This is a genomic window from Gulosibacter chungangensis (assembly GCF_008831155.1).
Taxonomy (GTDB): domain Bacteria; phylum Actinomycetota; class Actinomycetes; order Actinomycetales; family Microbacteriaceae; genus Gulosibacter; species Gulosibacter chungangensis.
This window is the reverse complement of record NZ_WBKB01000001.1, coordinates 346,910-369,709: the sequence shown is the minus strand read 5'-3', so window position 1 is coordinate 369,709 and position 22,800 is coordinate 346,910. Positions and strand designations below refer to the sequence as shown.

At 62.7% G+C, this 22,800-nt stretch carries 26 protein-coding genes and 1 tRNA gene; 15 read left to right on the top strand and 12 right to left on the bottom strand.

The genetic code is table 11. The annotated features are described in order from the left end of the window. Positions 1-23 precede the first annotated feature (23 nt). The 3 genes from F8O05_RS01690 to F8O05_RS01680 all read left to right on the top strand — a co-directional run bounded on the left by F8O05_RS01690 (position 24) and on the right by F8O05_RS01680 (position 3,694). Positions 24-1,106: an isocitrate/isopropylmalate dehydrogenase family protein gene (locus tag F8O05_RS01690; RefSeq protein WP_158051006.1), complete on the top strand. Its 1,083-nt coding sequence runs from the start codon at positions 24-26 to the stop codon at positions 1,104-1,106. 8 nt (positions 1,107-1,114) lie between these two features. Continuing rightward, entirely contained in the window at positions 1,115-2,107 is a 993-nt protein-coding gene (locus F8O05_RS01685) for a 2-hydroxyacid dehydrogenase (protein ID WP_158051005.1), read from the top strand. Between the two features lie 150 nt (positions 2,108-2,257). Further along, entirely contained in the window at positions 2,258-3,694 is a 1,437-nt protein-coding gene (locus F8O05_RS01680; RefSeq protein ID WP_192496980.1) for a 2-hydroxycarboxylate transporter family protein, read from the top strand. A 30-nt stretch (positions 3,695-3,724) separates the two neighbouring features. Here F8O05_RS01680 and F8O05_RS01675 read toward each other — a convergent pair whose 3' ends face one another. Next, on the bottom strand, positions 3,725-4,993 hold the full coding sequence (locus F8O05_RS01675) for an MFS transporter (protein WP_158051340.1): 1,269 nt from the start codon (positions 4,991-4,993) through the stop codon (positions 3,725-3,727). A 118-nt stretch (positions 4,994-5,111) separates the two neighbouring features. Between F8O05_RS01675 and F8O05_RS01670 the strand changes: the two genes are divergently transcribed. From F8O05_RS01670 to F8O05_RS01660, 3 genes are all read left to right on the top strand, one after another. Beyond that, a tRNA-Arg gene (locus F8O05_RS01670) sits at positions 5,112-5,184 on the top strand. A gap of 312 nt (positions 5,185-5,496) precedes the next feature. Next, a complete protein-coding gene (locus tag F8O05_RS01665) occupies positions 5,497-6,102 on the top strand; it encodes a hypothetical protein (protein WP_158051003.1) in 606 nt (201 codons plus the stop codon). Continuing rightward, positions 6,099-6,698, top strand: a complete 600-nt coding sequence (locus F8O05_RS01660; protein WP_192496979.1) for a hypothetical protein — start codon at positions 6,099-6,101, stop codon at positions 6,696-6,698. The genes F8O05_RS01665 and F8O05_RS01660 overlap by 4 nt, the downstream gene beginning before the upstream one ends. Before the next feature lie 56 nt (positions 6,699-6,754). Here the strand turns inward: F8O05_RS01660 and F8O05_RS01655 are convergent, their stop codons facing one another. Further along, complete coding sequence (locus F8O05_RS01655; protein ID WP_225735672.1) at positions 6,755-7,957, bottom strand: MFS transporter; 1,203 nt, start codon at positions 7,955-7,957, stop codon at positions 6,755-6,757. Between the two features lie 205 nt (positions 7,958-8,162). Further along, positions 8,163-8,420: a DUF7218 family protein gene (locus F8O05_RS01650; protein ID WP_158051001.1), complete on the bottom strand. Its 258-nt coding sequence runs from the start codon at positions 8,418-8,420 to the stop codon at positions 8,163-8,165. A 251-nt stretch (positions 8,421-8,671) separates the two neighbouring features. On the opposite strand from F8O05_RS01650, the gene F8O05_RS01645 reads away from it, so the two are divergent. Further along, positions 8,672-9,028 carry a DsrE family protein gene (locus F8O05_RS01645; protein ID WP_158051000.1) on the top strand — a complete coding sequence of 119 codons (357 nt, stop codon included), beginning with the start codon at positions 8,672-8,674 and terminating at the stop codon, positions 9,026-9,028. A gap of 62 nt (positions 9,029-9,090) precedes the next feature. On the opposite strand, the gene F8O05_RS01640 is transcribed toward F8O05_RS01645, so the two are convergent. The 4 genes from F8O05_RS01640 to upp all read right to left on the bottom strand — a co-directional run bounded on the left by F8O05_RS01640 (position 9,091) and on the right by upp (position 11,809). After that, positions 9,091-9,420 carry an ArsR/SmtB family transcription factor gene (locus tag F8O05_RS01640; protein ID WP_158050999.1) on the bottom strand — a complete coding sequence of 110 codons (330 nt, stop codon included), beginning with the start codon at positions 9,418-9,420 and terminating at the stop codon, positions 9,091-9,093. Between the two features lie 27 nt (positions 9,421-9,447). Continuing rightward, positions 9,448-9,900 carry a MarR family winged helix-turn-helix transcriptional regulator gene (locus tag F8O05_RS01635; RefSeq protein ID WP_158050998.1) on the bottom strand — a complete coding sequence of 151 codons (453 nt, stop codon included), beginning with the start codon at positions 9,898-9,900 and terminating at the stop codon, positions 9,448-9,450. A 187-nt stretch (positions 9,901-10,087) separates the two neighbouring features. Continuing rightward, complete coding sequence (locus F8O05_RS01630) at positions 10,088-10,843, bottom strand: winged helix-turn-helix domain-containing protein (protein ID WP_158050997.1); 756 nt, start codon at positions 10,841-10,843, stop codon at positions 10,088-10,090. 330 nt (positions 10,844-11,173) lie between these two features. Further along, positions 11,174-11,809 (bottom strand): uracil phosphoribosyltransferase, encoded by a 636-nt coding sequence (upp, locus tag F8O05_RS01625; RefSeq protein WP_158050996.1) that lies wholly within the window; start codon positions 11,807-11,809, stop codon positions 11,174-11,176. 67 nt (positions 11,810-11,876) lie between these two features. Between upp and F8O05_RS01620 the strand changes: the two genes are divergently transcribed. Next, positions 11,877-12,335, top strand: a complete 459-nt coding sequence (locus tag F8O05_RS01620) for a nucleoside deaminase (RefSeq protein ID WP_404811348.1) — start codon at positions 11,877-11,879, stop codon at positions 12,333-12,335. Positions 12,336-12,373: 38 nt separating this feature from the next. On the opposite strand, the gene F8O05_RS01615 is transcribed toward F8O05_RS01620, so the two are convergent. After that, complete coding sequence (locus F8O05_RS01615; protein WP_158050995.1) at positions 12,374-12,673, bottom strand: hypothetical protein; 300 nt, start codon at positions 12,671-12,673, stop codon at positions 12,374-12,376. 104 nt (positions 12,674-12,777) lie between these two features. Here F8O05_RS01615 and proC point away from each other — a divergent pair, with 104 nt between their 5' ends. From proC to F8O05_RS01600, 3 genes are all read left to right on the top strand, one after another. Then, complete coding sequence (gene proC, locus F8O05_RS01610) at positions 12,778-13,653, top strand: pyrroline-5-carboxylate reductase (protein WP_225735671.1); 876 nt, start codon at positions 12,778-12,780, stop codon at positions 13,651-13,653. Continuing rightward, positions 13,650-15,155 carry a J domain-containing protein gene (locus tag F8O05_RS01605; RefSeq protein ID WP_158050993.1) on the top strand — a complete coding sequence of 502 codons (1,506 nt, stop codon included), beginning with the start codon at positions 13,650-13,652 and terminating at the stop codon, positions 15,153-15,155. The genes proC and F8O05_RS01605 overlap by 4 nt, the downstream gene beginning before the upstream one ends. Before the next feature lie 200 nt (positions 15,156-15,355). Further along, the gene (locus F8O05_RS01600) at positions 15,356-16,714 is read left to right on the top strand and encodes an NAD-dependent succinate-semialdehyde dehydrogenase (RefSeq protein ID WP_158050992.1); all 1,359 of its coding nucleotides are present in this window, start codon (positions 15,356-15,358) and stop codon (positions 16,712-16,714) included. 203 nt (positions 16,715-16,917) lie between these two features. Here F8O05_RS01600 and mtnN read toward each other — a convergent pair whose 3' ends face one another. From mtnN to F8O05_RS01580, 4 genes are all read right to left on the bottom strand, one after another. Next, positions 16,918-17,622 (bottom strand): 5'-methylthioadenosine/S-adenosylhomocysteine nucleosidase, encoded by a 705-nt coding sequence (gene mtnN, locus F8O05_RS01595; protein WP_263970264.1) that lies wholly within the window; start codon positions 17,620-17,622, stop codon positions 16,918-16,920. A gap of 104 nt (positions 17,623-17,726) precedes the next feature. Further along, the gene (locus tag F8O05_RS01590; RefSeq protein ID WP_225735670.1) at positions 17,727-18,191 is read right to left on the bottom strand and encodes an S-ribosylhomocysteine lyase; all 465 of its coding nucleotides are present in this window, start codon (positions 18,189-18,191) and stop codon (positions 17,727-17,729) included. Between the two features lie 44 nt (positions 18,192-18,235). Then, positions 18,236-18,904 (bottom strand): potassium channel family protein, encoded by a 669-nt coding sequence (locus F8O05_RS01585; RefSeq protein ID WP_158050990.1) that lies wholly within the window; start codon positions 18,902-18,904, stop codon positions 18,236-18,238. Continuing rightward, positions 18,897-20,333 (bottom strand): TrkH family potassium uptake protein, encoded by a 1,437-nt coding sequence (locus F8O05_RS01580; protein ID WP_158050989.1) that lies wholly within the window; start codon positions 20,331-20,333, stop codon positions 18,897-18,899. The genes F8O05_RS01585 and F8O05_RS01580 overlap by 8 nt, the downstream gene beginning before the upstream one ends. A gap of 212 nt (positions 20,334-20,545) precedes the next feature. Between F8O05_RS01580 and F8O05_RS01575 the strand changes: the two genes are divergently transcribed. The 4 genes from F8O05_RS01575 (at position 20,546) to F8O05_RS01560 (ending at position 22,720) form a co-directional block, all read left to right on the top strand. Then, on the top strand, positions 20,546-20,749 hold the full coding sequence (locus F8O05_RS01575; protein WP_026937530.1) for a helix-turn-helix domain-containing protein: 204 nt from the start codon (positions 20,546-20,548) through the stop codon (positions 20,747-20,749). A gap of 163 nt (positions 20,750-20,912) precedes the next feature. Then, positions 20,913-21,011, top strand: coding sequence for a 30S ribosomal protein bS22 (locus tag F8O05_RS01570; RefSeq protein WP_019174583.1), 99 nt, complete (start codon positions 20,913-20,915; stop codon positions 21,009-21,011). Between the two features lie 192 nt (positions 21,012-21,203). Further along, a complete protein-coding gene (nhaA, locus tag F8O05_RS01565) occupies positions 21,204-22,448 on the top strand; it encodes a Na+/H+ antiporter NhaA (RefSeq protein WP_158050988.1) in 1,245 nt (414 codons plus the stop codon). Beyond that, complete coding sequence (locus tag F8O05_RS01560) at positions 22,445-22,720, top strand: glutaredoxin family protein (RefSeq protein ID WP_225735669.1); 276 nt, start codon at positions 22,445-22,447, stop codon at positions 22,718-22,720. The genes nhaA and F8O05_RS01560 overlap by 4 nt, the downstream gene beginning before the upstream one ends. The last annotated feature ends 80 nt before the right edge of the window (positions 22,721-22,800 follow it).

Genomic DNA, 22,800 nt, shown 5'->3' with positions numbered 1-22,800 from the left:
AGAAATGCAAAGGAGCAGGCGGGATGCCGAAACAAACATACGAGATCGCTGTTTTCCCAGGCGATGGGATTGGTCCGGAAGTCATTGACGCCACACTGACGGTGTTGCAGGCCTGCCAAGAGCGGTATGGACTGTCGCTGAACTACACCACGCACGATTTCAGTGCGGAGCTCTATCGCCGAACCGGGAAGAAAATCACCGCGGCTGACATGGACGAGATCGGTGAGCAGGCGGATGCGGTGCTCTTTGGTGCGATGGGGCTTCCAGAGGTGCGCGGTCCGGAAGGGCTCGAGCTCGGGGCCCAGGTCGAGATGCGAGCGCACTACGGGCTGCTTGCCAGCCTCCGTCCGGTGCGGCTCTTTGACGGGGTCGAGGGCCCGCTCAAGGATGAGAACGTGGACATGCTCGTGATCCGCGAGATCTCCGAAGGGATGTTCGCGGGGCTCGCAGACAAGCACGAACCGAGCGATGAGACCGCGACCGACCGGATGACCATCACGCGGGCGACCTGCGAAAAGCTCTTCGACGTAGCGTTCTCGCAGGCTCGTGCGCGGCGCAAGCGTGGCACGCCGGGGCGGGTGACCCTGCTGCACAAATCCAATGCGCTGCGCAGCAATGTGCTTATGGAGAAAGTCTTCGACGAGGTCGCCGCGAAAAACAAGGATGTGGACAGCCAGAAGTTCTACATCGACGTGGGATCGATGTACATGGTCACCGATCCGCAGCGCTATGACGTGATCGTCTCGGAGAACATCTTTGGTGACATTACCTCGGAGATTGCCGCCGGCCTCGGTGGTGGGCTCGGCATCGCGCCCTCGGCAGATGTGAGCCTCACCCACGGTGTCTTCCAGCCCTCGCACGGCAGCGCGCCGGACATCGCCGGGCAGGGGATCGCCAACCCGATCGCGATGATCCTCTCGGCAGCAATGATGCTCGAATGGCTCGGCGAGCAGCACGACGACGACCGCTGCACGGACGTGGCTCAACGCATCCAAGCAGCCGTCGAAACCGTGCTCGCAAATGGCCCGTGGGCCAAAGACCTCGGCGGCGATGCAGGTACGCAAGAAGTTGCCGACGCCGTGACCGCGGCACTCGCAGGAAAGTAGACCGACTCATGACGAACAAAGTGCTGTACCTCAACCCGTTGAAGGACTACATCGAAGGCTTTCAAGCCGCGACGCCGGAAGGCTACTCAGTGACGTTGATGTCGCCGGATGCATCGGTGGCAGAGATGGTGCGCGAGGCTGCGGATGCGGATTACATCGTTTCGGGGATAGAGATTCCGGACGTGGTGTTTCGCGCGGCAAAGCAGGTCAAATTCATTCAGTACATGAGTTCTGGCTACGGGCAACTGCCGGTTGAAGTGTTGAACGAGCTTGGAGTTCCGGTTGCGCAGATGAAGACACACTCGATCTCGGTTGCCGAACATGCGGTAACCCTCATGCTGTCATTGCTGCGAAGAATTCCCGAAGCCGCGAAACTCATCCGTGACGGCAAGTGGCGGCCCGATCTCGACGAGACCTCCTACGCGGAGCTCTATGGCAAGACCGTCGGCATCGTCGGGCTTGGCAACATCGGGCGCTGGGTTGGGCGAATCGTGCACCACGGGTTCGGCGCGAATGTGATCTATTACGACCACCACGAGATCCCATTGACAGTTGCGGAGCTCATTGGCGCGCGACCAGTGTCGCTCGACGAGCTCATGGAGCAGTCCGATGTCGTGTGCGTAAACATGCCGCTCAATGAGGGATCGCGGCACATTATTGGCGCCGAGGAACTCGCTCGGATGCAGTCCAGGGCCGTGCTGATCAATGTCGGTCGCGGTGAGGTGATCGATGAGGATGCGCTGACGCAGTCCCTCGTTGAAGGGCGCATCGCCGGTGCGGGGCTCGATGTCTTTGACAGTGAACCGCTGGATCTCAACAGTCCGCTATTGAACCTCGAGAACGTCATTTGCACGCCACACATGGCCGGTGTCGGTTGGGAGAACGTGCAACGGCGAATTGCGACAGCCTGGGGAAATATCGCGAAGGTGCAACGGGGTGAAGCGCCGGTAGGCGTCCTCACCGAGACCACGTTCGCGCGGGAGACCGCGGACGCGACCTGAGCGCATCCGCGGGTCTGCGCATCCGCCGGGATGGCATCCGGTCGCTACCGGCTGCCAGCACCACCGGCAGCGAACACCACCGGCTGCCAACACCAGACGGTGCTCACACCACAATTTCCGCAATGGTGCGGACTATCGAGTAGGACAATGATGTCAACGAATAACACAACGCCGAGCGGCGTGAGGCAGGACGAAGCCATGCACGAGCAGGATGAAGTGGCCAAGGACCCCTCGCGTACCGAGCTCATTGCCGTGCGCGACCCGGCTCTGGCCACGCAGAAGAAGCGATACACCTGGACGCGTATCAACGACATGCCGATCTGGTGGTTCCTGGCGGTACTAGCCACACTTGCTGTCGCCGTCTACACCGGCAACCTGCCGGGCGCACTGCTCGGAGGGTTTGCAGTCACGCTCACACTGGGCGGGCTACTGACCTGGATCGGAACGATGATTCCGGTACTCCGCGACTACGGTCTGGCGACGCTCCTGTGCACGTTCATCCCGTCGACCATCATCTTCCTCGGCGTCATGCCTGAGAACGTGATTGAGACCGTGACCGGCTTCATGAACGACGTAGGTTTCCTCGACTTCATCGTGGCTGCGATCATCACCGGTGCGGTACTCGGCATGCCGCGAAAGCTACTCATCAAGGCTGGGCCTCGATTTCTCATCCCTCTGGCTGGCTGCATCACCCTCACCTTTGTGATCATTGGCGGTATCGGTGCGCTGTTCGGCGGCGGCTTCGTTGAAAGCATGCTGCTGATCGCGGCGCCGGCGATGGCCGGTGGTATCGGTGTTGGGGCCATCCCGATGTCGGAGATGTATGCCGCTGAAACGGGTAATGATGTCGGCGGCTACTTCGCGCAGCTGGTCGCGGTCACGGCCCTCGCAAACGGTGTCTGCATTCTCTTTGCCGGTGTATTCAAGGGCATTGGATCGCGGAAGCCGAACCTCTTCGCCGGCTTCTACGGGAGCGGTCAGCTCATGCGTATTGAGGACAAGAACGGCGACCTCACCATGCCGAAGAAGAAGGGCTCCGCGAACTTCCTCAGTCTCGGTAAGGGCCTGCTGATCACCGCGGTGCTCTTCAGCCTCGCAACTGTCGTGAACGCGTACCTGCCGATGTTGCACACCTTCGCATGGTTGATTATCGCGGCGGCAATCCTCAAGGTCTTCAACCTGTTCCCGAGCGAGTTCGAAGAAGCTGCCACCGAGTGGGGTGACCTGATGACGAGCTACTTCGTGCCGGCACTGCTGGTCGGCGTGTCGATCGCGTACATCAACCTTGAAGAGGTGCTCGTGGCGGTCACCGACCCGATCTTCCTCTTGTTGGTGGTGCTCTGCGTGCTGGTTTCGGGTCTCGTTGCTGGTGTCCTGGGCTACCTGCTGAAGTTCTACTTCCTTGAGGCCGCGGTGATCCCGGGGCTGGTGATGGCTGACTCCGGCGGTAGTGGCGACGTGGCGGTGCTTTCGGCAGCAAACCTGATGCACCTGATGCCCTTCGCGGCGCTCGCCACGCGTATCGGTGGTGCGCTGACCCTGTTCATTACGGCGTTGCTCGTGCCACTGCTCTCGGTGGTCGCGTAGTCGAGATCTCGGCTCGGGCCTTCTGACCCGCTACGGATGCTGTCGGGTCGCCTCCTTGGGGCGACCCGGCAGCATCGTGCTGGCGATGACGAAAGCGATGAGGAACAGCGACCCGACCATGGCGGTCAGCCCCACCCATCCCCACTGCTGGAAAAACAGGCCGCCCACATACCCGAGGATGCTCGAGCCGATGTAATAGCTGAGGTTATAGAGGGCGGTGGATTGCGCACGGCCGAACTTCGGGTAGGCGCCCGCCCAGCCAGATGCGGTCGAGTGCGAGCCGAAGAACGCCGCGGTGAAGAGAATGAGCCCAGCGATGATCGCGATGAGGTTCGGGATGAGCATGATTCCGAGGCTGGCCCAGGTGATCACCTGCGTGATCAGCATGACGCGTTTGCGGCCGTATTTGCCTGCGAGACGACCTGCCGGTGGTGAGGAGACGGTTCCCGCGAGGTAGGCGAGGAACACCAGCGAAGACACCCACACCGGCAAGAAAAAGGGTGCCTCGGTGAGGTGATAGCCGAGATAGTTGTAGACGGCGACGAAGCCACCCAGGAGCAAGAATGGCTGCGTATAAAGGGCGATCAGGACGGGATTCTTGAGGTGCTGCCAAGAGTTCGAGAGCGTGAACTGAACCGACTGACGCATGGTGCTGCCGGTGCCACCCATGGGGATGAACCCCTGGGGTTGCGGGGTAATCACCATGAACAATATGGACGCGAGGATGGACAGCCCCGCGACAACGAGAAAACCGACCTCCCAGGAGCCGGTGGCCTCACCGACGGGGCCGCTGATGATTCGTCCCGAGAGGCCGCCGATCGTATTGCCGGCCACGAAGGTGCCGCCCGCGGCAGCAGCATCCGACCGGTGAATTTCTTCGTTGATATAGGCCATGGCGACTGCGGGCACACCACCGAGCGCGAGCCCCTCGAGGAATCGCATCGCGAGGGTCAACTCGAAATTGGGCATGGCGGTCGAAAGGAGGCCGAGCAGGGTCGCTGCGACCACGGCGATGGAGATGGTGCGTTTGCGGCCGATTCGGTCGGCGACCAGGGACCAAGGTACGACGGCGATGGCGAGGCCTGCCGTGCCCATTGAGATCATGAGTGATGAATCTGCGATCGAGACGCTGAAGGCGTCGGCGATCTGGGGGAGGAGGGCCTGGGGTGCGTAGAGCTGTGCGAAGGTTGCGATTCCTGCAAGGAGCATCGCAAGTTGGATGCGCGCATAGGGTCCCGTACCTCGGCGGTGTCCGATCCAGGTCGAGCCTGTCAGGGAGTAGCCGGGGTCGTTGTTCATCACAGTCCTAGGGTAGGCGTGTCGGGCGAGCGGGCGCCGTTGACCGGAGTCTTCCGGAGCCGATTTGCAAAGAAAAATTAATCTGGCTATGCTTGACCAGTCGCCAGCACGGCGGCACGCGCCTGTGGCTCAATGGATAGAGCATCTGACTACGGATCAGAAGGTTGGGGGTTCGAGTCCCTCCAGGCGCGCGATCGGCCCTGTTCTTCGGAACAGGGCTTTTCGTTTCTTGAGTGGGGTTGAAGCTGAGTGCCGGCTTATAGGCCTATCAGCCTCGAACCGGGTTGAAACCTCACCGACCCAGGTCCCAATACCACCGAGGCGTACCGTTTGCATCGACCCAGGCCGTTAGGACAACCCCGCTCAGCGTGAACACCCTGTCTCGCTGAGCGCCTCCGGTCGCGGAACCGGGCTTATAGGCCAAAACGTGTGGCTGTGACGAGGTTTGAGGACCTGCGCAGCGCCCGTACCTTGCTCTGACCTCGGGTGGCTATTGTGTGGCCATGGCTGAGAATACATCCGGTACCGTGGCCAGCCGCTGGCGTTGGGCAGTGCAGGGTGGAATCTACGGGGCAATCCTCGCGGTGGCCATAGCGGCGATTATCGGCTGGGTCCGTGCTGATCCGATCGACCCCATCACGACGTTCTACAACCCGGTGGACGGTAAAGAGCGGATTGCGGTTGGAGGCCACGCCGCCAACATTATTACTGTGCGAGACCAGCAGCAGCCGTCTGCTTTTCCTGACATTCCTGGAATAGGCGGCGACCGGTATGTGGTGGTCGTCATCACCATTGATGGAGCGGCCGAAGAAGTTGACGACCCGCAGGGTTTCGAAGGGCTACCTGAACCGCGCGAGCTGGACCTCGGCACGGTGGAATTCCGCGTGTTCGCCGTCGATAGCAGCGGTACGCGGAAGGAAGAGCTCGTTCCCTCCCCGCAATCTCAGCGAACGTTGGACGGATACCCCGGAGGTGTGATCTACACGACTGATCCTTTCTGGCTCACCCTCACGTACAACCCGCCGACGATTGCGGTCGATCACTACGAGCTTGAGCTGACGATTGGCGATGACACCGGCACGATGACGACTGAGCGGGATGTTCCATGACGGGGTCTGCTGCCATGCGCAAGATTCGCACTTTGCTCCTTCCACCTCGGGGCGCGGGCACACTGTTCTGGATTGTGCTGGCGGCGGTGAGCGTGATTCTGCTTGTCCTGCTGTTGCTCCTGCCACGCGGAGGAGAAACGCAGACTCCGGTGGCTGGTCCCGAGGCGAGTGCCCAGTTCGGTGAGGATGTGACGGTCTCGGTGCTGCCGGAGATTCGGGAGCAGGGGTGGCGTGCGAATGACAGCCGGGAGCCCTACCGGATGGATATTCGGCTGACCGTCGATAACCAGTCAGGGGAGATGATCCAGCGTTGGTTGAAGATCACGGTGCTGCCACAATCAGGTGCTGAACCAGGCGATCAACCAGGGGATGCCCCAGGAACTGGTGCGCAGGAGGGGCTCCGTGAGACCGGATCTGGCAGTTTGACGACCGTGCATGTTCCGCCTGGTCAGGCCACCGGCTTTGACTTCTCGTATGCCGTGGCTGAATCCTGTGGCGACTTCGTTGTACTGATCGAAGAAGAAGCATTCGACAAGGCTGAAGCTGACCGCCGCTACACGGAAGTGTCATTCCAGGTTCCCGGGCCGGATTGCTGAGCTAGCCACCTGTTGGCTCCCACCTGACGGCACTCACGTGACGTCTCCGTCAGGTACTACTCCTGCGCATCCCGCTCACCCGGCCGCGCGGACCGGGCGGCGGGCGCCAGAAATACCGCCAGCAGCGCTGCAGCCATCGGCACCAGCAGCGCATTCCGGAGGCCAAATTCCTCGCCGAGGAATCCGAGCGCGGGCGGGCCGACGAGGAACGCGATGTAGCCCAAGGTGGATGCGAGGGCAACGCGCTGAGTCGGGTTCGGTCCCGAGTCTCCCGCGGCCGAGAGCGTAAGTGGGAAGCCGAGCGATGCGCCGAGGCCCCACAGAATTACCGCGACCGCCGCCGCAATTTGATTCTCGGCAACCGACACCACGAGCAAGCCCGCTGCCGCAAATAACCCGCTCGCAGCTAGCACCGTGCCGCGACCGAACCGAGTCACCAAACCGCCGCCGAGGAAACGCCCCAGCATCATCGCAAACGCGAACACCGCAAAAATTGCCGAGCCGAGTGACTCCGGGAATCCGTGGCCATCGACCATCACCAGCGGCAGCCAATCATTCGCCGCGCCCTCCGCCAACGCGAGCGCCATGACCATCAAGCCGATCAAGACAATCCGCGCATCCGGACGGAAGCGATCTGACCTGGCCTTGATACCTCGAGCCAGCGCCTCGGCCTTCTTGGGCCGGCTAATTCGACCCGTGTCGCGGGGAAGCTTGCCCACGCTTGCCACCAGTAGCACCAGCGTCACCGCGAAGACGATCGACAGGTGCCACAACACGGGGAACGAAATCGCAGCGAGCCAAATCCCGAGCACGGCCCCGACCACATTTCCGAGGCTATAGAACCCGTGCAGCAGCGGCAGGAACGTCCGGCCGGTGATGCGTTCAACATCGCCGCCCTCGACATTCATGGCCACTTCCGCGCTACCCATACCCAGCCCAAACATCGCCAGGCCGATCGCCACCAGCAGCTGGGAACCGAGCACCGCACCGAGGCCGATCACCGGTAGTCCCGCGACGAGACCTGACATGCCGATTGTGATCGCAAGCCTCGCGCCAACACGCGCGACGAACGGTCCCGAGCACAGGATGCCCGCGAGGGATCCGAGCGACAGGCCAAATAGTACGAGTCCCATCTCAGCCGTGGATGCGTGAATCTGGTCGCGAATCGTCGGTGTGCGCGTCACCCAGGACGCAATCGCAAGCCCCGGAATTGAAAAGAGCGCAAACAGCGCAAGCTTGCGACGCATGACGGCTGACAAAAATGAACCTCTCGCGGGCCTGGCCCGGTGACGCGTGAAATCACTGATGAGAGCATCCTAGTGATGATTTCGCGAATATACGCCCTGGGCGATCCCAAGAGAATCAGCGGCGCTGGTCCTGGCGACTCTGCGCCGCGAAACCCGGCGCAGTACGACTCTCCGCCGTAAGGCCCGGCACTCCACGCACTAGGTCAGGTGCGCCGCCTCAGTGCTCCCGCAACTTCTTGATCAGCTCACCCTTCCGCAGCTTCGAATACCCGCTCAGCCCAAGTTCTTTCGCGCGCTCCCGGAGCTCCGACACTGTGCGGTCCTCGTAATCCTCGGCCTCGCCGCCGCGCTTACCGACCTTTGATCGTCCCTCGGCTGCCGCGGCGTTCGAGATCCGCGCCGCCTTTTCTTCCGACGCACCTTCTTCACGCAGGTGCTGGTACAACTTTTCGTCCTTGATGCTCGGATTCGGCATGGTTGCCTCCTAATCGATCGCGTGGCCCCAGCCTTGCCTCTCGACCATGGCATGACCTCCACGTCACCCGGGTGCGCGATCCGCAATATTCGGTGGATGCTCGGAAGAGCGCGGAATAGGGTCGGGGCCCGCGACGTTGCCCCGCTCAAGATCGCAAACCGGGTAATTGCAAACCAGGCAGCAGCCCAGCGCATCCCGATTCAGCATCTCAGCAAGCAGACCCACCAAGCAGCCACTCCGAAGGAGCCCCAATGGCCAACGCCACCCGCGGATTTGTGTACCACGTCGCCGACAACGACCCTGCCCGCATCCTGATGGCCACCGCATCAGCCCGCAATGCGATTGCGGCGCTTGGCGATGATGTGCGCGTCGACATCCTTGCGCAGGGTGGTGCCGTGACGGGAGCCACTAGGTCTGCTGCGCAGGCAGCTGACCTCGCTGCGGCGCTCAAGGAGCTACCGACCGTGCAGGTGTGGCTGTGCTCCCTCGCGGCCCGCGGAAACGGGATCTCCGAAGACGACTTGCTCGAGGACGTCCACTTCGCGGCCACTGCAACGGCACACGCGGCTCAGCGTCAGTTCGAAGGCTGGGCGTACATCCGCGGCTAGCGTCGGCTAGTCGGATAATCCAGTCGGCGAAGTCAGGCGCGGTGGCTCGGGCTCGCTTACGCCTAGCCCGGCGCGAGAAGCGCCGTAAGCTCTCGCAGAGCCTCGGCATCCGCCCGATACATTTGCCAGGTACCGGACCGCTCCATCGTGAGCAGCCCCGCGCTCACCAGCAGCTTCAGGTGATGCGACACGGTCGATTGTGAGAGCCCCAGCGCAGCCACAATCTCGCTCGTGGTCATCGGCAGGCCATCCTTGGCGGCAATGATCGACAGGATGCGAACCCGGTGCCCATCCGCGAGGGCGTGGATGCGCGCGGCGAGATCCGTCGCAACCACACCTTCGATGGGCGGCCGGTCGGGGCGGCCCGGCCAGGCAAAACCTGCGGGGTTCATCGTTCGCGATCGTGGAAGTCGGGCACGCTAGTCGACGTAATTATTCTGCGCCTGCAGCAGCGCCGTGCACAGCTCGTGGAGCTGTGTTTGCTGCTCCGGGCTGAGTGCGCGACTCATGTGGTCGTTGATGTTGCGGGTGTGGACTGCGGCGGCCTTGCGAAATGCCCGAACGCCCGACTCGGTAAGCCGAACGATGGTGCCTCGCGCATCCGTCGCATCCTCGGTCTTCTCGACAAAGCCGCGGCTCACGAGCCGATCGACCAGGCGCGATACTGAGGACTGCGTAATCAGCACTGACCGGTTCAGCTCGCGAAGCCGGAGACGGTGGTCCGGAGCGCGGTAGATGTTGAAGAGCACGTCGTACTCATTCATCGAGATACCTACCCCGGTGAACTCTTCCCGAAGATCTCGCATGACCGAAACCTGTGCGCGAAACAACGACTCCCACGCATCACTCGGCCGGACAGTTCGATTTCCCATCTACCCACCCTAAAGCGCCTTGGCTTAGAGGCGGATGCGGCCGCGCGCAGAATCAGCCCGCATTCGGCGCAAATCCCTCGCGAGTCGCATAAGGCAAGTACCTCACGCGCCCATGCGGCGGAACGTGACCGACCCAGCGCGCAGACTCGTGGTCGCCAGACTCAGGTGGCCTAGTCGCAGTCGCAGGTTAGACGCGGTCCGGTGAAGGGCTCGGGGCGTGCACCACGCGGACATCCGCGTGACGGTCAAAGCGGTAGCCCGCGCCACGAACGGTGCGGACGATGTCGGCGTACTCGCCGAGGCGCTGACGCAGACGACGCACGTGCACGTCAATCGTGCGCTCGTGCGGACGCTCTTCGGTGGTGTCGCGCCACAGCACATCGATGATTTCTTCACGGCTCACGGTGCGACCCTCACGGAGCACCAGTGCCTGCAGCAGTTCGAACTCTTTATAGGTGAACTCGGCGTTCTCGCCGCGCACCTCAACGCGCTTGCGCGAGGTGTCAATCGTGACCTTGGCGGATGCGCGCTTGGCTTCCTCGGCACGCTCCTCTTCCTGACGTGCCTGGCGACGGTCGCGCACGGCACCCGGTTCCTGGAGCGCCAGGCGGACGAGATCAATGTTTTCGCCGCGGGCATCGGCCGGTGCGAATGCGACGGATGCGTAGCTCTGGGCATGCGGGGCACGCTCGGCAATGACGGTGCGAAGGGCGGTGACGAGGTCGGTCAGCGAAATACCGTCGAGCTCCGAGGCGTCGCTGTCGAGACCAACGTAGAGCGCGAAACCGCGAGCCTCGGGAGCCGCTGCTTCCTTTGCCTCGGGCCGGGCAGTGCGCGCGGCTGCAGTGAACGCGGGCTTCGGCACAGCAGTAAGGTTCGGGCGACCGGCCTTTGAAGCGGCGGGCTTGCCCGCGGGCAGTGGTGCAATATTCGAGAAGGTCATGAGAAAAATCCTTGGTGATGATGTTTTGGTGACTTGTGCGTAGTCAGCGGGGCGTCGATGCCCGGGTGCTCAAGTGGAGATATCCAGCGATGAGCAAGCCTGATTAGGCGGGATTGGCTAACGGTGCGTAATTAGCGGCACATTCGACAACACGCCATCATGCCGACCATCATCATGTCGGCACGACCTGCCACCTCAAAGGCGGACACAGGGCGAGCAATCGTTTCAGTCATAGGCTTCAGCATCCACGAGGTGACGAAGAATGTCAAGGTTTAACCTTCTGCGTCGCCCCGTGACGCCCCGTGACAACTAGTCGGACGAACCGTAAGACTAGTCGGCCGAACCGTACAGCCGGTCACCCGCATCCCCGAGCCCCGGCACGATATAGCCGTGCTCATTGAGCCCCTCGTCGAGTGCGGCGACGACCACGCGCACATTGTCGTCAGGGAAGCGTTCCTGCATGAGCGCGACGCCTTCGGGGGCTGCGACCAGGCAGATTGCGGTGATTCCGGTTGCGCCGCCGTCCAGCAAGAACTGCACGGTCGCGGCGAGCGAACCGCCGGTGGCGAGCATCGGGTCGAGCACGAAGCACTGCCGGTCGGAGACATCGTCAGGCAGTCGCTTTGCGTAGGTCTCCGGCTGCAGGGTGTCTTCATTGCGACGGATGCCCACAAAACCGACCTCGCAGTACGGCATGAGCTGCAAGAAGCCGTCGAGCATCCCGAGCCCCGCACGAATAATCGGCACCGCAATCGGCAGCGGGCTCGCCACGTGCTTGCCGACCATCCCGGTAACGGGCGTGGTGACCGGTACATCCTGAACGCGAAGATCGCGGCTGGCTTCGTAGGTGAGAAGGTTCACGAGTTCGGCAACGAGCGAACGGAAGACGGGGGATTCGGTGCGCTCATCGCGAAGGATGGTCATCTTGTGGTCAATGAGCGGGTGGTTCGCTACGTGCAACTGCATGACACTAAGGGTACTGAGAGAATTGGGAAGTCAGCTCCCAGAAGCCTAGAATCCCAGAAAGTCACCCATGCGAGTACCGCCAGAGCTCGAAGCGCTCATGCGTATTGCGCTCACCGAGGCCTTAGTAGCGCCGCAAACCGGGGACATCCCCATCGGTGCCCTCGTTGTCGACGCAACCGGGCGCATCCTGGGTCGCGGGAAGAACGAGCGAGAGGCGCGACAGGACCCCACGGCGCACGCCGAAATTGTGGCGATCCGGCAAGCCTGCGCGGCCATCGGCAGCTCGCGCCTCGAAGGATGCACGCTCGTGACAACGCTGGAGCCCTGCGCGATGTGCGCGGGCGCGGCGCTCACCGCGCGGGTCGATCGCGTCGTATTTGGTGCCTGGGATGAAAAAGCGGGAGCCGCCGGTTCACGCTATGACTTACTGCGTGACCGACGGCTTCCGCTGAGTGCCGAGGTAATCGGTGGCGTGCTCGAAGCGGAATGCGCCAAACCGCTCACCGAGTTCTTTCGGACCGGCTAGAACCAGTTCGCTAGTCCCAGCTCATTAGTCCCAGCTCACTAGTCCCAGGAACGAATCACGATCGACTCGGTGGACACGTTCTTGCGCTCGGGCGCGGTGGTGTCGGGCTCAACAAACACTGCGACGTCGGTGCCAACGACGCCGCGCACCAGTGCACGGAGTTCGGCGATCACCGGCGGGAGCGAAGCCAGGTCCGGCACGTTCGCGATTGAGACACGAACACCAACCACTGCAATCTCTTCCGCACTACCCGCAACCTTGGTTACGAGTACTTCTTCGATATACGGACTGGTCAGCAGCGCTTCACGAATCTGTGTCGCGGGGCCGGAGTTAGGCATAATGCTCCCCTCTGGAACGGTGAATGTGGTCAAAAGCATACGACCTGGTTCCGAAAGCGAGCCGTAATCTGAGAAATTCCTTGATGCCCCATAGACTCAAGAATGTGACTCCTGCAGCTGAATCGACGAACGCTCCGGCCACCCCGCTCCCCACAATCGCCATGATCGGGACCGGCAATATGAACAGCGCCATCTTGTACGGGCTGCTTGATTCCCCGGTGGCACCGCGTGACGCCGTGCGAGTTACCACGCGCTCGCAGGCCAGTGCCGAGAAGTTTGCCGCTGACGACCGCATCACCGCTTTCGCACTCGAAACCGATCCCGAAGCGAACCGCAAGGCCGCTTCCGGTGCCGATATCGTCCTGCTCGGGGTGAAACCTGCCCAAATCGTGGCCGTGGCCGAAGACATCGCCGATGTCCTGCATCCCGAAACCGTGGTGATTTCGGTGGCCGCCGGAATCGAAACCGCGACGGTGGAAGCGCGCCTCCCCGAAGGCATCCGGGTGGTGCGCGTGATGCCCAATACGCCCTCGCAGATCGGTCTCGGGGCTACCGGCGTGGCGGCAGGCAAAGCCGCGGATGCGCAGGCCATGGCGCTTGCCCGCACGATTTTCGAGTCGGTCGGCTCGGTATATGAGGTACCGGAGTCGCAGATCAGCGCGATCGGCGCGGTCGCCGGTTCCGGCCCGGCACACGTGTACCTACTGATCGAGCAGATGGCGCGCGCCACCGAGCGGCTCGGGGTCGCCTATGAGGAAGCGCTCGACCTCACGGTGCAGACGTTTAAGGGGGCGATCGAAATGGCGCTGCAGGATGAGCACCGTGACGTCATCGACCTGCGCCGCAAGGTGACCAGTCCCAATGGCACCACCGAACAGTCGATCAAGGTGCTGCTGGATGCGGACCTCACCGCTACCTTTGAGCAGGCGCTGCGAGCGAATCAACGCCGCAGCGATGAACTCGCGGCCGAAAACCGATGAATAGGCTGCTGAGCTTTCCCGAGAACCTCTACGAGGTCCTCGGCGTTGCGCCCGCGGCAACCGACGAAGAAATTCGCCGCGCCGCCCGCCGCAGGCAACGCGAAACTCACCCCGACCTCGGTGGTAACGCGGCGGACTTCACTCGCGTGCGCCTCGCCGTCGAGGTGCTCTCGAATCCGCGCCACCGTGCCGAACACGATGCCTGGCTTGCCACCGAACGCGGGGTCGTCACCCCGCCGCGGCCCGACGGCGTGCGGCTGCGGCAGCAGCAACGCACCGCCCGCGCGCGCCCCTTCGAACCGCCCACGCAACCGGCGGGAGAGGCGGGCTCTGCCGCAGCAGCATCCCGTTCGGCTGCCGGGCGAAGCACCGCCGGAGCCGACGAACCCACGTATGACCGCATCCCGAAACCTGCCGCGGACGCGCGAAAAATGGGTTGGTACCGGCGCTCCTGGCCCGAGCATCCGGACGTCTGGCCGGGGCTGCACCCGAGCCCGCCGCTGCCGACCGTGCGCGAATACGTCACCGTGCTGCCCTTCGTGGTGCTCGGTGTGGTGCTGATCGCCGCGCAAATCATTCCGACTTCCCCGATGGCCACGCACTGGTGGTTTGGCACGGTGGCGCTTTGGGCGCTCGGCCTTGTGTGGATCGTAATGCGTGCCAGCGGTCGCTATCTTGCGCTGACCAAGGCGGTGTATTGGCTCAGTCTGGCCGGGATTTCCCTGGGCGCCGCGGGGCTTTTTCTCATCGCCATGATGCGCATTTTTGACTCGGCGGAAGGTGCGGGGCTCTTGACCGTGCGCGCCGCAATCGCGCTGGCCGGTGTGGGACTCGCGGCACTCGCCTGGTGGGGTTTGGAACCGCGCGCACGCCGAATGGAATTCGATCGGATGCTCGCAGACCTCGCCAATGACTCGGCGCCCGCGGCTGACTCAGATCAGCGGCAGTGGGGTCAGCCCGGTGCGACCGCGATGTCGCATTCCACCCCCGGGGTGAATGCCGTGCGGCGCATGTACGCCGAACAGCTCGTCGGTGAGCGGTTGGCAGTGCTCGAGCGGATGCCCGGGGTGCGAATCCTGCACGGCCTGCGGTTGCCCGGGGGAGACCCGCGGGTTGCCACGGTCTCGCACGCGGTCCTCGCCGGGCATCGGCTGGCGGTGATCGATTCGGTGCTGTGGCGCCCCGGGGCTTACGCGATTGATGCGCGCGGGCAGATGTGTTGTGATGGCGTACCGCTCGCAGCTTCGGTGCAGGAGTTTCCACACCGGGTGGAGCGGATGCACGAGTATTTCGGGGACATCGCGGAAGTTCGCGGCTGGCTCACGGTGGTTCCCGAATCGGCCGGCGATTTTTCCATCGACTACGCGCGCACCTGGCGTCGCGTGCGGCCCGCATCGGTAGCCTCGCTCCTGCGTGAAGTCGGCGATTGGCTCGCCGAAGACGGCACCGATGTTGATCGCCTGTTATTGCGAGATCTGCTCGAATTGCAGGTTGAGGCGTAGATACGCCGGGCGACGTTTTCCGCGTCGCGCCGGGCCGCTCCGTTCATCAGCACAATGAAGCTCATTCCGCTTCGTCTCCAGGCATAAGGAGATTCAAATACTCCCGCTTTAGGTTGGTATTCGGAATAGATTCACGAGGTTCACGCAGGGCCATTTCATGGCGAAGAACGCAGCGAAGAACTGAGATCAGGAGAACATCAATGACGACGTTTGCTGTCATCAACCCGGCCACCGGCGAAACGATCAAGGAGTACCCAACCGCTACCGCGGCCGAGGTGCAGGAGGCAATCACCTCGGCGCAGGATGCGTACCAGAACTGGGCGCGCAAGACCACGGTCGCGCAGCGCGCGGCTCTCGCACAGCGTGCCGCCGAGCTCTTCCACGAACGCAAGGATGAGCTTGGCGCGATCATTAACCGCGAAATGGGTAAGCCGCTCGACCAGTCGATTGGCGAGGCGGAGTTCTCGGGTGACATCACCGCGGCCTTCGCGAAGAACGCCGAGCAGTGGCTTGCGGACGAGCCGCTCGAGGTGGAAGACGGGCTCAAGACCTTCTTCCGCTACCAGGGCCTCGGAGTGATCCTCGGCATCATGCCGTGGAACTACCCGTACTACCAGGTGGCCCGCTTTGCGGTGCCGAACCTCATCCTCGGTAACACCATCATTCTGAAGCACGCCGCGCAGTGCCCCGAGTCGGCACTCGCGCTCGAGCAGCTCTTCCGCGACGCTGGGTTCCCCGAGGGTGCCTATGTCAATGTCTTTGCCACGCACGAGCAACTCTCGGACATCATTGCCGACGACCGCGTGCAGGGCGTCTCGCTGACCGGTTCGGAGCGTGCCGGGGCGATCGTTGCTGAGCAGGCCGGTCGCGCACTGAAGAAGTGCGTGCTCGAACTCGGCGGCTCGGACGTCTTCCTCGTACTCGACACCGATGACCTCGACCACGCGGTCGAGCACGCCGTTGGCGGTCGCATGGAAAACACCGGCCAGGCCTGCAACGGCTCCAAGCGCATCGTGGTGCTCGACAAGTACTTTGACGAGTTCTCGGAGAAGTTCAAGGCCGCAATCGGCGGGCAGTCCTACTCGGACGGCGACTTCGGTCCGCTCTCCTCGGCGGGCGCGACGAAGACCCTCGTGAGCCAGGTTGAGGACGCCATCAAGCAGGGCGCCGAAGTTGCTGTGGGGAACAACGACCCCGAGGGCAACGTTTACACGCCGACGGTGCTCACCAACATCACCCCGGCCATGGACGTCTACAGCCAGGAGCTCTTCGGCCCGGTCGCGCAGCTCTACCGTGTTTCGAGCGACGAGGAAGCGATCGAACTCGCAAACTCCTCGCCCTACGGCCTCGGTTCGGTAGTCATCTGCGATGACCTCGAGCGTGCCGAGCAGATCGGTAACCAGCTCGACGTCGGCATGGTCTTCATCGGCGGCGCGGGTCTCGAGGGCGCGGATGTGCCCTTCGGTGGCGTCAAGAAGTCGGGCTATGGTCGCGAGCTTGGCCGCGTAGGCATGCTCGAGTTTGCGAACAAGAAGCTCTTCCGCTTCGCCGCGAAGTAGTTTCGCTGCGTGCGTGCGTGCGCACGTTGGGTTGTGTTGCGTTGCGTTGCGTTGCGTGCGTTAGCCGCGTTGCGTTCGTGAGCTGAGCTGGCGGGGCTGCCCTGAACTAGGGCAGCCCCGTCCACCCATTGCCGGTATCGCTAACCATTGCCGAAGTATTGGCCATGGTTAGCGATACCGGCAATAGCTTTGCCGCAAATTGACTAGAGCGCGGCGAGCAACGCCACCACCGCGTCGCGGCTGCGAGCTGCGGCCTCATCGACACCCATGTGGAAGTCCTGCCCGGCCTGTGGGCCACAGAGATCCGAGATGCCGCGCACCGAGATAAACGGCACACCAAAGGCCCCTGCGGTCTGCGCGATGGCGCAGGATTCCATGTCGGTGGCCACCGCATCCGGGAAGGCTTCGCGCATATCGGCAACATTGCGGGCGGTCACAAAGGTGTCGCCCGAGAGGATGCGGCCTACCCGCAGCGCTCCCGCGGATGCGCCTGGAATGCCGGCCAGGGCAGCTTCAACGAGCTGCGGCGAGGACTCGAACCGCACCGGCTGACGCGGCACCTGACCGCGCTCGTAGCCGAACTCGGTCGCATCCGCCGTGCCATAGGTGCAGGATTCGGCCACGGCAATATCGCCGACCGAAATATCCGCCGGCAGACCCCCGCCGGTGCCGGCAGAGATTACGACCGATGGCGAAAACTCGCCGATAGCCCAGGTGGCGGCACTCGCGGCGGCGACAAGGCCAATATTGCTCGTCAGAAGCAGGGCTTCGACCGAGCGGCCATCGGCAAGTGAGAGCACGCCCCGCTTGGCGCTCGCGGAGGACAGCGGCACTGGAACCTCGCTGACCTCGCTCAGCAGCGCACCAAAGGCAGCTGCTTCCTCGGCCATCGCACAGATTATGAGCACTAGGCCGTCGACGAGAGCGTCTGCATCGGTCGAGGCGACAGAGTTCGGTAACGCAGAACCGGGCAGCGCAGAAGTGGAATCAGAACCCGCGGCCTCACCGGCCACTATGCATCCGCCTTCATGACGTTCGACCAACCGTCACGGGACATCAGGAACTTGGCCACCGCATCCTTCGCCCCGGCCAAGTCGTGGCTGGCAGCCCAACCGCACTGCACCTCATTCGCCGCCGGCACCGCTTCCGCCTCAAGCAGGTCGTGGAAGGTCTTCTCGAGTAGGTCGAAGAACTCCTCCTCTTCGACCCCAAGGGTGATCGCGTAGAAGCCCGTCTGGCAGCCCATGGGCGAGAAATCGATGAGCTTATCGGTGTGGTTTCTCATGAGCTCGGCCGTGGTGTGTTCGATCGAGTGGATCGTCGGCATCTCGAGGTGGTCCTCATTCGGCTGGGTGAACCGTACGTCGTACTTAATGAGCACATCCCCACCCGGGAGCTCCTTGCGGTCGGCCACCCGAACGTAGGGAGCCGCGACCTCACGGTGATCGAGATTGAAGGATTCAACATTCATGCGCATGCCAAAGAGCCTACGCGTAGCCAACGACAGAAGCGTGAGCGCTGCTAGCGCAGCGCGCTAAACCGCTCGATCCGTTCCCCGGTGCCAGCCACAATAATGAGGTCGAGGTTCGAGATGCGCATGTCAGGCGTGGCCTCTCGGAACTCATTGCCGGGCGACTTCACACCCATCACGCTCACCTGATACTTGCTGCGAATCTCCGCCTCGCGCAGCGTCAGCCCGCGAATCGGCTTCGGCGGATACATCTTCGCGAGCACGAACTGATCGTCAAAAGCGATGAAGTCAAGGAGTCGTCCGTTTAGCAGGTGCGCGGCACGCTCACCTGCCTCGGCCTCGGGGTAGATCACGTGATTCGCACCGATGCGTTTTAGGATGCGCCCGTGGGTACTCGACATCGCCTTCGCCCAAATCTGCGGCACCTTAAGATCGGACAGGTTCGCGGTAATGAGCACGCTCGCTTCGAGGGAAGTTCCCACGGCGACGACTGCGATCTTGAACTCCTTCGCGCCGATCTGCATGAGCGCATCCATATTGCGAGCATCGAGCTGGGCGGTGTGGGTGACTCGATCCGACCATTTCTGCACGAGCGTCGGATCCACATCGATCGCGAGCACCTCGCGACCGAGCCGGTCCAGCTGGCCCGCAACCGCGGCGCCGAAGCGGCCCAAACCGATCACGAGCACCGGGGCATTCGGTGGAATTGGTTCAGCCAACGATGATCCTTTCCTCAGGCAGCGTGTACAGCTGCCGCTTGTGTCTCGAGGCGAGCGCCGCGGCGAAGGTCACGGTACCCACGCGGCCGAGCCACATGGTCGCGGTGAGAATATACGTCGCCGAATCGGGCATTTCTTGCGTGAGCCCGGTCGACAGACCGCAAGTCGCAAACGCTGAAATCGTGTCGAAGAGGGCGTATTTGAATTCCGCTCCCGAAAGCTGCATGACCAAGATCGAAGCGACCGCCACAATCGTCGCGCCCCACAGCGCCACGGCAATCGCCAGCCGCAGCACGTCCACCGGAATCCGCTTGCCGAAAGACTGAATGTCACTCGCGCCCTTGGCCTCGGCCACGGCCGCCAGAAAAAGGATCGCAAGCGTGGTCACCTTGATGCCACCCGCGGTTGACGCCGAACCCCCGCCGACAAACATCAGCATGTCCATCACCAGCAGGCTCGAGTCGTTCATATGACCAATGTCGATCGTCGAGAAGCCTCCGGACCTGGTCATGGCTGACATAAACCCTGCGGTAATTGGCCGGAACCACGCATCCTCTTCGGCGAGTGTGCTCGGGTTGTCGAACTCGAGCAGATAGATCACCACCCAGCCGATAAAGAACAGCAGCACGGTGGTCACGAGGGTGAGCTTTGCGTGAATCGGCAGTCGCTGCTTCGTGCGCAGCCGCCGCACGAGCGCAAAAATCACCGGAAAACCGAGCGAGCCGAGAAAAACCGCGCCGCACAAGCAGCCAAGAAACCAAATGTTGTTCTGGAAGGGCTCGATGCCATCGGGGTGGTGCGAGAAGCCAGTATTCGTGAAGGCACTCGCCGCGTAGTAATAGGAATCGATAAACGCCGAGAGCGTGCCATAGCCGGGCGTCGCCAGAAATACCGGCAGGATGCACAGGGCCACGACGGTCTGAATCGTCACCAGCGAGATGGCTGCGGTGGCGAGGATGCCGCCGACCTCATCCAGCTTCACCGCCTGGGATTCAGCGACCGGGCCGGCGTGGGTGCGCAGGGGATTGCCATCGGAGGCGGCGAGGAGTTTTTGTCGCAGCCCCAATCGGCGGGTGACTACGCGGCCGAGCAGGGAGGCGAGCGTCAGTACGCCGAGCGCGCCGACCTGGATCCCGACAAAGACCAAAATATTGCCGAATACCGACCAGTGTGTGGCCATATCGACCACCGCCAAGCCGGTGACGCAAATTGTCGAGACCGCGGTGAACAGCGCATCCGCGAACGGCGTAACTTGCCCGTCTGCCGAAGCTGCGGGGAGCATGAAGAGGAAGGTCCACAGCGCGATGATCCCGGTGAAGATGCCCACCGCGAAGCGGCTCGGGGATTTCGTCGAGAAGTGGGAGGCCTGGTCGCGTACGCGTTGCCACGGTGAGCGTTTTTCGTGCTCAAGCCGGTATTGAAACGGCATGGCTGGCTCCTGGTGGCTAAGGGCTATGTTGCGGGTGGCAGTGGGATAGGGTCGCCAGCGATGCTACTCGCGTAGAGCGGGGCAGTGTAGCTGCCAGGCCTGGCAAATCTGGGAGCGACACTCTAGTGTTGAGGATGTACTCACAGATAACTCGTGTCACTCTAGTGACGTTAGTTACATTACGGCCGCGGATCGACAGGAGACAAGACACCATGGCGAATGACCTGTCTGATGTCCGTTTCCTTACGGTTGCCGAAGTCGCGGAGCTTATGCGCGTCTCGAAGATGACGATTTATCGCATGGTCCACGCGGGGGAACTTCCCGCAGTGAAATTCGGGCGGTCGTATCGGGTACCGGAATCGGCGGTCAAGGATGCGATCCGCGCCGCCACCGAGGGTGAGCAGCACTCCGCTTAGCGAGGCATGTGGTTGGCCGGTGAAGCGCCGGACGACCTGACTTGTGCGGCAAAGCGGGTGTAGACTGGCCCGAGCGCATTTTCCGGGGAGGGCTAACGCTCGTCGGGGCCGAACGGCCGAAATGCTCCCCGTTCGCAACTTGTAATCAATTTGAGGAAACAATATGGGTTCTGTCGTTAAGAAGCGCCGCAAGCGTATGTCGAAGAAGAAGCACCGCAAGCTGCTTCGCAAGACTCGCCACCAGCGTCGCAATAAGAAGTAGTTCACTGCTTCTGAAAGCGGGCACCGTTCTTCGGAACCGTGCCCGCTTTGCAGTTTCCGAGCGAGAACCTGACGTCGGCCCAACGTTGCGGCGGGAACGGCGTACACTTCTACGAGGTGTGCTGGGAAGTCTGGTCAGCGGTTCGCTTGCCGAACCTGATTTCTGACCACTCGCGATAGCAGAGGAATCCCTATGGCACTGTTGCCGAAGCACCGCCCAGATGACACGTTCTCGCTCAAAGAACGACTCAACTCCCGGAAGGTCGGCGGCACGCTGCTGCTCGCCGCTGCCGTGATCGCGATGATCCTCGCGAATACCCCGCTCGCGCCGTTCTACAACTTCATCCGCGACTTCGACCTGTCGATCCCCGCGCTGGGCATGCATCACATGACGGTCGCTCACTGGGCCAGCGACGGCATCCTGGCGATCTTCTTCTTCGTGGTCGGCATCGAACTCAAACGCGAGTTCGTGACCGGTCAGCTGCGCGATCCGCGGAAGGCCTCGCTCCCGATCGCGGCGGCCGTAGGTGGCATGGCCGTCCCGGCGCTCGTCTACACGGTCGTAGTTTCGTCCTCCGGCGTGGATGCGCTCGAAGGTTGGGCGATCCCGGTCGCCACCGATATCGCCTTCGCTCTCGGCCTCCTCGCGGTGTTTGGCAAAGGCCTGCCGTCTCCGTTCCGCGCATTCCTCCTCACCCTCGCGGTGATGGATGACCTGCTCGGCATCATTGTGATTGCGATCTTCTACACGGATGCGCTCGCACTGTGGTGGCTGGTCGGCTCGCTCGTGGTGATCGCGCTCTACGCCCTGTGCGTGAACCGCGGCTGGAACCCGCGCTGGCTGCTGATCCCGCTCGGGGTGATCGCCTGGTACTTCATGCTGCGCTCGGGCGTGCACGCCACGATCGCCGGAGTGTTGCTCGGGCTGGCTGTCCCCGCTCGGCCAATTCGAGACGACAAGATCTCCCTCGCCGAAGACATGGAACACGACTGGAACGCACTCTCCCAGGGCCTCGCACTGCCGGTCTTCGCGTTCTTCGCGGCGGGAGTACCCTTCGCCGCCGGCGACGGCACCTTCCTCGAAGCACTCGCGAACCCGGTGTTCCTCGGCGCCTTCCTCGGGCTGTTCGTGGGCAAACCGATCGGAATCTTCCTCACCGTGGCGCTGCTGCACCGCTCCAAACTCTTCCGCCTCGACAGTGCTTTGAAGCTGTGGGATATTGCAGCGCTCGGGGGACTCGCCGGGATCGGCTTCACGGTGTCACTGCTGATTGGTGAGCTTGCGTTCCGCGGTAATGAGGCGATGCTTGACTACGCACATCTCGGCGTCATCCTTGGATCGATTGCCGCGGCCTTTGCCGCGATCTTCATGCTGCGCCTGCGCGAGCGCGCCCACCACGCGGATGCGCTACCCGAAGGAAAGGTGCGCATGCCGTGATCGGGCGACTTTTTGGCCGCGGCCGGGTGGATGCATCAGGGCACGTCATCGACTTCTACGAGAAACCTGGCTGCCACCTCTGCGAGGACGCACTCGCGGTTGTCGAGGCAGAAGCCTCCCGCGCGGGCGCCGAACTGCGCCGCCACAACATCCTCGAAGACAAGGACCTGCAGCGAAAATACGGCGAGCTCATCCCGGTTGTCGTAATCGACGGCGAACAGCACTCGACCTGGTTCGTGCAGGAAGCTCGGCTGCGCCAGGCACTGAGATGACAGCGCTGTTCGCTTGACCCCACGGTGCAGTGCCAAGGTCAACAGACACGGCACACCCCATAATGGGAGCTGAGATCACA